Below are 8,006 nucleotides of genomic sequence, written 5' to 3'. Positions count from 1 at the left end.
CCCTGCAACAGGCCCTCGACGCCTTCCTCGGCAACCTCCCCACCCACCAGCAGGCCGCCACCCGACTCCGACAACAACACCTCACCCAGCCCACCCCAGCCGAGGTGACCGCCCAACTCACACACTCGGCGGTACTGGGCGACCTGCTGCGCCGCTGACCAGCGCGGTGCCGTGCCCGTACACCGTTGCGGCCGCGGCGGTTCAGCTCCGCAGTGGTGATGACACGTCAGCTGTGGGATTACCTCGCAGCGTGAGGATCGTGGCGACAGGGGACGTCGGGGTCGTGGCACGGACGTGTGGACGGTGCGAGGCGGAGTTCCGTGCGGGAGCCCGAGGAAGTGCTCCCCCCACCCATCGAGGCCCTCTCCGGACGCCAACCGCCGTGCGGACAACCGGCGTTCGGCCACCCCGCGCCACTCCGGGCCCGCCGGGGACCGCTTTGCGGGAGAATCGCAGGCCAGGTATCGTCTCGCGCATGGGCACTGGGCCGCTGCGGCGTCTACGCGATGGGGTGGACGCGGTGGCCATCGGCTTACGCCGCTACCGCATATGGGCCGGGCGGAGAGAAACCCAGTCGAGTGAACTCTCCTTCTTGGTCGTGCTGTTGGCCAGTCCCCTGCTGCGTTCCCTCGACCTGCCGCCGGGGCGCGCCGTTGCCAGCTGCATCGGCCTGGTCGTGTTCGGGGCGCTCTTCCTGGCCGGTCAACGGCTGACGCCCCGGTCCCCCCTTCCTCTGCGCGTCACGCTGTACGGCTTCCTCACGGTCCTCTCGGTACTGGGCATGGCGGCGACGACCAGCGCGTGGCTGGTCTCGGCCATCCTCACCGCGATCTCGTCCGCGAACCTGCTTCCGCTGGTCTGGGGTGCCGTATCCGGTGTCACCGCCGTCACCGCGCTGAGCGTTGCGGCAGGCGGTGGTTCCGTCCAGGCGGTGCTGACCGTGGCCGCGGCCGGTGTCATCGCCGTGCTGCGCGGACGGCTGCTGGTGGAGATCACGCAGTCCCGCGCCAACCGGCAGGCCCATGCGATGGCCGCGGTGGAGAACGAGCGGTTGCGCATTGCCAGGGACCTGCACGATCTGCTCGGACACAGCCTCACCACGATGGTGGTCAAGGCAGAACTCGCCGAACGCCTGGCCGGGCGCGACCCCGAGGCATCGGCGCTCGCTGCCAGGGACGTGCAACAGGTGGGTCGCGCGGCCATGGCCGAAGTGCAGCAGGCGGTGGCCGGTTACCGCGCCACCTCGCTGGCCGAGGAGGTGGAACAAGCCCGAAAGAGCCTTCGCCCGCTGCGCAACGGCGTCACGGTGGACATACCGCCACGAACCTGGGGACCGGACACCGACGCGGTCCTGGCGTGGGGGCTTCGGGAGGCGGTGACGAACATCCTGCGGCATGCGAACGCGGCCAGCTGCACGATCGGCGTGACGGCGGACCTGCGGACCGCCCGGCTGACGGTGGTCAATGACGATCTCGGCGGCGCGCAGATCGACACGGCCATCCCCGGCGGCGGGCACGGCCTCGCCGGGTTGCGGGAACGGGCGAGCGAACTGGGCGGTCACCTGACGGCCACCCCGCTGCCCGGCGGCGGATTCAGGCTGGCCCTCGAACTGCCGCTGGACAGCGCGATCGAGGATCGCATGGGAGCGGGAGAAGGTGACCGGCCGTGATACGCGTCGGGATCGTCGAGGACCAGGTGATGCTGCGGTCGGCCATCGTCGCGCTGCTGGAGCTGGAGCCGGACATCACGGTGGTGGTCCAGCTCGACAACGGGGACACGGCGGTGGAGACCCTGTCGGACGGGTGCTGCGACGTCCTCCTGCTAGACGTGGAGATGCCCGGGGCGAGCGGGCTGGACGTGGCGGAGGCGCTCCAGAAACTCACGGACGCGCCGCTGGTGATGATGCTGACGACCTTTCACCGGCCGGGCTATGTCCGCCGCGCGCTGGAGGCAGGTGCGCGCGCCTACATCACCAAGGACTCACCGGTGAGCGACATCGCCGCGGCCATCCGGCGCGTGGCGGCGGGGGAGATCCTGTTCTCCGGCGAGCAATTGCACCTTGCGATGTCGTCCGGCGGCTGCCCGCTGAGCAAGCGGGAGCGTGATGTACTGCGCGCCGCGCAGCTGCACGACACCGTGGCCGAGATCGCGGAGCACCTGCACCTGTCGGTGAGCACGGTGAGCAACTACATCACCGTGGCGATCGCGAAAACGAACTCCCGCAACCGGGTCCAGGCCATAAGAATCGCCCGGGACCGCGGCTGGCTGTAACCCCCCGACTCTCATGGTTCTCCAGCGGTCTTCGACCGGCGTGGGCCATCGTGGCAAGACCTGAGAGAGAAGGGGGTTCCTTTCATGCGCGTGCTCGTCACGACATGGGCATGGAGGTCGCATTTCCTGTCGCTCGTTCCGCTGAGCTGGGCGTTCCGCGCAGCCGGACACGAACTGGTCGTCGCGAGTACCGCCAGCCTGACCCCTGTCATCACCGCCGCGGGCCTGCCCGCCGTCGCCTTGGGGAAGGACATCGACTCCGAGGTGCGGCAGATGACGCGCTGGTATTTCGAATGGCTCACGGCCAGGTCGGCTCCGGTCACCCTGGAGGATATCCGGGAACGGGGCACCAGCGCGGTCGAGCTGTACCGGCTGCTGGCGGACGCATCCATCGACGACACGCTGGAGTTCGCCCGTGCCTGGAAGCCGGATATCGTCCTCTACGATCCGACCACGTTTGTCGGTCCGCTGACCGCGGCGGTACTGGACGTACCCGCAGTACGCCATATCTGGGGCATGGACTACACCTACCGGACGCGGGAATTCGAGCCGCAGGCGCTGGCGGACATCTGCTCCCGTATCGGTCTGGCGGGTGTGGAAACCCTGGGAACCGTGACCGTGGACCCATGCCCGCCATCACTGCAGATCGACACCGGTGCCGACGTGGTGCGGCTGCCGATGCGGTTCGTGCCGTACAACGGGCCCGCCGAGCTGAGGCCGTGGCAGCTGGAGGCACCGCGGCGGCCGAGGATCGTGATCCTTGCCAGCAGCATCGCCGAGCCGCTCGGCGACGGTGCCGCCAGGGCGCTGTTCGGCGCCGTACTGCGCGGTCTGGCCGGCTTCGACGTCGAGGTCCTGGCGATCGTCGACGACGTCGAACGGGTCCTGTCCGCCGAGGTCGCCGGAGATGTGCGCTTCCTCGACCCGACGCCGCTGCATCTGCTGCTGCCCCACTGCGATCTGGTGATTCACCAGGGCGGCGGTGGCACCGCCATGACGGCACTCGCCTACGGTGTGCCGCAGTTACTGCTGCCGCTTGCCGCCGACCACACGTCCAACGCCGAGCAGCTCGCGGAGCGCGGCGCGGGACGGTGGATGTACGCGGGGTCCGTGACGCCAGAGGCGATCACCTCCCACGTCCGGCAACTGCTGACCGATCCCCAATACCGCGACCAGGCAAGGAGATTGCGGGCGGAGATGTCGGCACAGCCGTCCGCCGCCCGCGTGGTGGAGTCACTCGAAGACCTCGCTGCCACGCGGGGGCGGCGGTGAAGCGGGCACTGCAGGACCTGGCCATCCTCGGCGGAGAGCGGGCCTTCGACGCACCGGTTGTCTTCGGAAGGCCCAACATCGGCTCGCGGAAGGCGTTCTACGACCGCATGGACAAGGTCTTCGACAGCAGGTGGCTCACGAACGGCGGTGAGATGTGCGCGGAGTTCGAGCGGCGCGTGGCGCAGACCGCCGGGACCGAGTACTCCGTCGCGACCTGCAACGCCACCGCGGCCCTGCAGTTGGCGCTGCGCGCCTGCGATGTGACGGGCGAGGTGATCATGCCGTCGTTCACCTTCGCGGCCACCGCGCACGCCCTGTCGTGGATCGGGCTGACCCCGGTTCTCTGCGACGTCGACCCGGACGACGGATCGGTGCTGTTGTCGGAGATCGAGGCGCTGATCAGCCCGGCCACAACGGCCATCCTGGGCGTCCACATCTGGGGGCGACCGAGCCGGCTGGACGAACTGAGCCGGCTGGCCCGGCGGCACGGCCTTCGGCTGATCTTCGATGCGGCCCATGCCTTCGGATGCGGCTGGGACGGCAGGCCGATCGGCGGATTCGGCGACGCCGAGGTCTTCAGCTTCCATGCGACGAAGTTCATCAACTCCTTCGAAGGCGGCGCACTGGTGACCTCCGATCCGGAGATCGCCCGCAAGGCCGTGGAGATGCGGAACTTCGGCATCGCGGGCTCGGATGACGTCGTATCGGTGGGAACCAACGCGAAGTTGAGCGAAGCGGCCGCCGCCATGGGTCTGACGTCCCTCGACGACATGGACTACTTCGTCCGCCGCAACCGGGAGAACTACCGGCGCTATCGTGCCGAGCTCTCCGGCACGCCCGGACTGCGCCTGCTGGAGATCGATGAACGGGAGCCCAACAACTACCAGTACGTGGTGCTCGACGTGGACTCCGACATCACCGGACTCGGCCGCGATGACCTCATGGCGGTCCTGGCGGCCGAGAACGTCTATCCACGCCGCTACTTCTACCCGGGCTGCCACCGCATGGCGCCCTATCGTTCGGACCGCCCGTTCGCCGGTACGGACCGGATCGCCGGCCGGGTCATGGTGCTGCCCACCGGGGAGAGCATCACCGCCGGCGATATCGCGAAGACCTGTGCGCTGATCCGGTTCGCGGCGGAACGGGGGTCCGAGATCACGCGGAGGCTGCCGGAGGCCGCGTGATCACTCCGGTTTGCGCAACGCGATGAGCTGGCTGACCACGGGGTAGCTCCAGCCGAGATCGAACTCCTCGGCCCGCGCCACGATGCGCTTCGGGTCGAACTCCGGGAAGCCGTGTAGCTCCTGGGGATCGCCGTGCACCATGGTCATCCCGGTGCCGTTGACCAGGCTGCACACATCGAGGTTCCGGCCGTACACGTTCCGCTGGAACGCCCCGAACGGTTCGAGGTCCAGGAACAGGTCGATGGTCAGTACGGCCAGACCGCCCGGGGCGAGCAGCCGTTCCATGGTGTTCACCATCTCCTGCGCCTCGGCCTGGTCGACGTGCTCAAGGACCGAGAGGGCGAAGATGCGGTCGAACGAGTCCGCCTCGAACTCCGTGTCCTGCAGTCGCTCGGTGACCAGCGTGACATCGACGTCGAAGAGGGAGGTGAACCTGCGGTGGATCTCGGAGTGGCTGCCTTCGGTCGCCTCCCCGCGGATCGTCCACCGCAGATCGGCGGGTGACGAGGGGTCCACATTGACGACCTCACAGCCCTGCTTCGCCAGCACCACCTGGAACCCGCTGAGCCAACCGCCCACGTCCATGACCCGCATGCCCGGCCGGGGATCGGCGGTGAAGAAGGCCCACGGATATTCGACGGCCCTCGTGTGGCTCGTCCACTGGAAGCCGAACGGCCCGTAACGCTCGGGGTCGTCGTCGATGAAACGGTGCGTCAGCAGTAGCGGCCTGTCGACGTTGTGGCCGTAGGGCGCACCCCACTTCTTGTTCCAGTCCTGGTACTCGGCGTGGCTTGCTTTCTTGGCGAGCATGATGAATTCCTCTCTGGTGGACCGGAACCTAGCCGGGACGCCTCGGAGGCCGGTAGTACGGAGGTGCAGGCGCGCGCGCCGACGTTCGTCCAGCGATGTTGGAGCATCCGCTGCTGGACTGGAACGCCGGTATAGACAACCCTGATGCAAGGGGAGCGTTTATGATGCCCGCACAGGCATTCCACGCCGCACAGACAGGCCTACGCCGGGCAGTGGTCATCGGGGCGGGTGGGTTTATCGGAACGGGGCTCAGCGCGCTGCTGACCAGAGAGCGGATCGACACCGCGTGCTTCACCAGGAAAGCCCGGTTCATGCCGCCTGACGGCCTGGCATACGCCGTGCTCACCGCGGATGTCGTCTTCTACCTCGCCAGCAGTATCAATCCGACGCTGGGAGAACAGCACCCCGAGTGGGCGCATGCCGATCATGCGCTGTTCGCCGAGCTGCTGCGCCGGCTGGCACGGATGGACAGGCCGCCGGTGGTGGTGCTCACCAGCTCCGGTGGCACCGTGTACGACCCCGACGACGCCCCGCCGTTCTCGGAGCTCTCCCCGACCCGGGCGACCACCGGGTACAGCGCCGCGAAACTTGCGCTGGAACAGGAGCTGTTCGACCGCTCCGACACCATTCCCGGTGTCATCCTCCGGCTGTCGAACGTGTACGGCCCTGGTCAGCAGGGCGCCGCGGGGCAGGGCGTGCTGGCGTACTGGATGCGGGCGGCGGAGGAGGGACGCCCGCTCCAGATCATCGGTGATCCGGGTAGCACCAGGGACTACGTCTACATCGATGACGTTGTCGAATGCATGCATCGCATTTCTCTGGTCGACCGGAAAGAACTGTTCGCGACATGGGGCAATCCCCTGGTGCTGAACGTCGGTTCGGGCCGGCCGACCTCGCTGGCGGAGTTGGCCGATGTCGTGCGTACGGTGACGGTTCGGGAGATGGTGTTCGATCAGGTGCCGTCGCGGCAGCTCGACCGCGCTCATGTCTGGCTGGACGTCGAGAGGATCCGCTCCGCGATCGGCTGGCGGGCCGAGACGTCCTTGGCCGACGGCATCAGGGCGATGTGGCTCGCGCGGTCCGCCGCAGTGCGGGAACGTGCCGGACGTTACGGGTGAGATCGGCGTCACCTCGGCGGAGTGGCCGGCCCCCGCGGGGGGCCGGCCACTCCGCTCGTTGGATCACGAGGATTCTCAGGTGACGGGGATTCTCATGGGGTGATCTGCACCTTGCTGTGGTCGCCCACGACGAAGCGGTGGGCCCGGGGCGTCCGGTTGGCGCGGGTGACCTGGGTTTCCCGGCCGATCAGGGAGGCCTCGATGCGGCCGACCCCCTCGATGCTCGCTCCCTCCAGGATGATCGAGAACTCAATCTCGCTGGAGTCGATCACGCAGTCCTCGGCGATGGAGGTCGACGGGCCGATGTAGGAGTTGGTCACGGTCGTCCCCGTACCGATGACCGCCGGGCCGACGATCCGGGACCCGGAGATACTGGCGCCCCGCTCGATCCGGACGCGGCCGATGATCTCGCTGTCCGCGTCGATCTTCCCGGACACGCAGGGCTCCAAGGTCTCCAGGACCGAGCGGTTGACCTCCAGCATGTCGCTGACGTTGCCGGTGTCCTTCCAGTAGCCGGTGATCAGCGTCGACCGTATGGTGTGGTCCCGGTCGATGAGCCACTGGAGCGCATCGGTGATCTCCAGCTCGCCGCGGGCCGAGGGTGTGATGGCTCGTACCGCCTCGTGCACCACCGGGGTGAAGAGATAGACCCCGACCACAGCGAGGTCGCTGACGGGGCTCTTGGGCTTCTCCTCGATGCGTACGACCCGGCCCGCGTCGTCCAGTTCGGCCACGCCGAAGGCGCTGGGGTCCGCCACCCGCGTCAGCAGGATGTCGGCGTCGGGCCGCTTGGTGTGGAAGCTGTCGACCAGCTCGCTGATGCCGCCGACGATGAAGTTGTCGCCCAGGTACATGACGAAGTCGTCGTCGCCCAGGTAGTCGCGGGCCACCAGGACCGCGTGCGCCAGGCCGAGCGGCTTGTCCTGCTGAATGTAGGTCACCTTGGCCCCGAAGGCACTGCCGTCGCCGACCGCAGCACGGATCTCGTCGGCCGTGTAACCCACGATGATCCCGATGTCGGTGATCCCAGCGGCGACCAGTGACTCGATCCCGTAGAAGAGCACGGGTTTGTTGGCCACCGGAACCAGTTGCTTGGGGGCGGTGTGGGTGATGGGGAGCAGCCTGCTGCCCGTTCCGCCTGCCAGTACGAGTGCTTTCATCTCGCGATGTCCTCCTCGCCTTCGCCTGTCCCGAGAGAGGCTGTGCCTCTCACGCCCGTGTCCGTACGGTGGTGGCCCATGGGCCGGTGAACTATTCGATGTCCCGTGCGAGTTGGGCGGTCACCTCGGCGGGGGTGGGCTGGGTGAGGTGTTGTTGTCGGAGTCGGGTGGCGGCCTGCTGGTGGGTGGGG

At 68.0% G+C, this 8,006-nt stretch carries 7 protein-coding genes; 5 read left to right on the top strand and 2 right to left on the bottom strand.

Features of this window, described 5'->3' with window-relative positions:
• The first annotated feature begins 475 nt into the window (after positions 1–475).
• The 4 genes from ABD369_RS39495 (at position 476) to ABD369_RS39480 (ending at position 4,727) form a co-directional block, all read left to right on the top strand.
• On the top strand, positions 476–1,669 hold the full coding sequence (locus tag ABD369_RS39495; protein WP_344641479.1) for a sensor histidine kinase: 1,194 nt from the start codon (positions 476–478) through the stop codon (positions 1,667–1,669).
• On the top strand, positions 1,666–2,271 hold the full coding sequence (locus ABD369_RS39490; protein WP_344641478.1) for a response regulator transcription factor: 606 nt from the start codon (positions 1,666–1,668) through the stop codon (positions 2,269–2,271). Before ABD369_RS39495 ends, ABD369_RS39490 begins: the two co-directional genes overlap by 4 nt.
• A gap of 84 nt (positions 2,272–2,355) precedes the next feature.
• Positions 2,356–3,543 carry a nucleotide disphospho-sugar-binding domain-containing protein gene (locus ABD369_RS39485; RefSeq protein ID WP_344641477.1) on the top strand — a complete coding sequence of 396 codons (1,188 nt, stop codon included), beginning with the start codon at positions 2,356–2,358 and terminating at the stop codon, positions 3,541–3,543.
• Positions 3,540–4,727 carry a DegT/DnrJ/EryC1/StrS family aminotransferase gene (locus tag ABD369_RS39480; protein WP_344641476.1) on the top strand — a complete coding sequence of 396 codons (1,188 nt, stop codon included), beginning with the start codon at positions 3,540–3,542 and terminating at the stop codon, positions 4,725–4,727. The genes ABD369_RS39485 and ABD369_RS39480 overlap by 4 nt, the downstream gene beginning before the upstream one ends.
• Here the strand turns inward: ABD369_RS39480 and ABD369_RS39475 are convergent, their stop codons facing one another.
• The gene (locus ABD369_RS39475) at positions 4,728–5,537 is read right to left on the bottom strand and encodes a class I SAM-dependent methyltransferase (RefSeq protein WP_344641475.1); all 810 of its coding nucleotides are present in this window, start codon (positions 5,535–5,537) and stop codon (positions 4,728–4,730) included.
• A 164-nt stretch (positions 5,538–5,701) separates the two neighbouring features.
• Here ABD369_RS39475 and ABD369_RS39470 point away from each other — a divergent pair, with 164 nt between their 5' ends.
• A complete protein-coding gene (locus ABD369_RS39470; protein ID WP_344641474.1) occupies positions 5,702–6,655 on the top strand; it encodes an NAD-dependent epimerase/dehydratase family protein in 954 nt (317 codons plus the stop codon).
• A 92-nt stretch (positions 6,656–6,747) separates the two neighbouring features.
• On the opposite strand, the gene ABD369_RS39465 is transcribed toward ABD369_RS39470, so the two are convergent.
• The gene (locus ABD369_RS39465) at positions 6,748–7,815 is read right to left on the bottom strand and encodes a glucose-1-phosphate thymidylyltransferase (RefSeq protein ID WP_344641473.1); all 1,068 of its coding nucleotides are present in this window, start codon (positions 7,813–7,815) and stop codon (positions 6,748–6,750) included.
• Positions 7,816–8,006: the final 191 nt, after the last annotated feature.

The organism is Kitasatospora cystarginea, from assembly GCF_039533515.1.
In the GTDB taxonomy this organism is placed as follows: Bacteria; Actinomycetota; Actinomycetes; order Streptomycetales; family Streptomycetaceae; genus Kitasatospora; species Kitasatospora cystarginea.
Note: the sequence above shows the minus strand (reverse complement) of the source record. Positions and strands in the feature narration are given on the sequence as shown.

What these genes read in the sequence shown, in the direction of transcription:
- ABD369_RS39495 (WP_344641479.1), top strand. Translation starts at nt 476, where the DNA reads ATGGGCACTGGGCCGCTGCGGCGTCTACGCGATGGGGTGGACGCGGTG.
- ABD369_RS39485 (WP_344641477.1), top strand. Translation starts at nt 2,356, where the DNA reads ATGCGCGTGCTCGTCACGACATGGGCATGGAGGTCGCATTTCCTGTCG.
- ABD369_RS39475 (WP_344641475.1), bottom strand. Translation starts at nt 5,537, where the DNA reads ATGCTCGCCAAGAAAGCAAGCCACGCCGAGTACCAGGACTGGAACAAG.
- ABD369_RS39470 (WP_344641474.1), top strand. Translation starts at nt 5,702, where the DNA reads ATGCCCGCACAGGCATTCCACGCCGCACAGACAGGCCTACGCCGGGCA.
- ABD369_RS39465 (WP_344641473.1), bottom strand. Translation starts at nt 7,815, where the DNA reads ATGAAAGCACTCGTACTGGCAGGCGGAACGGGCAGCAGGCTGCTCCCC.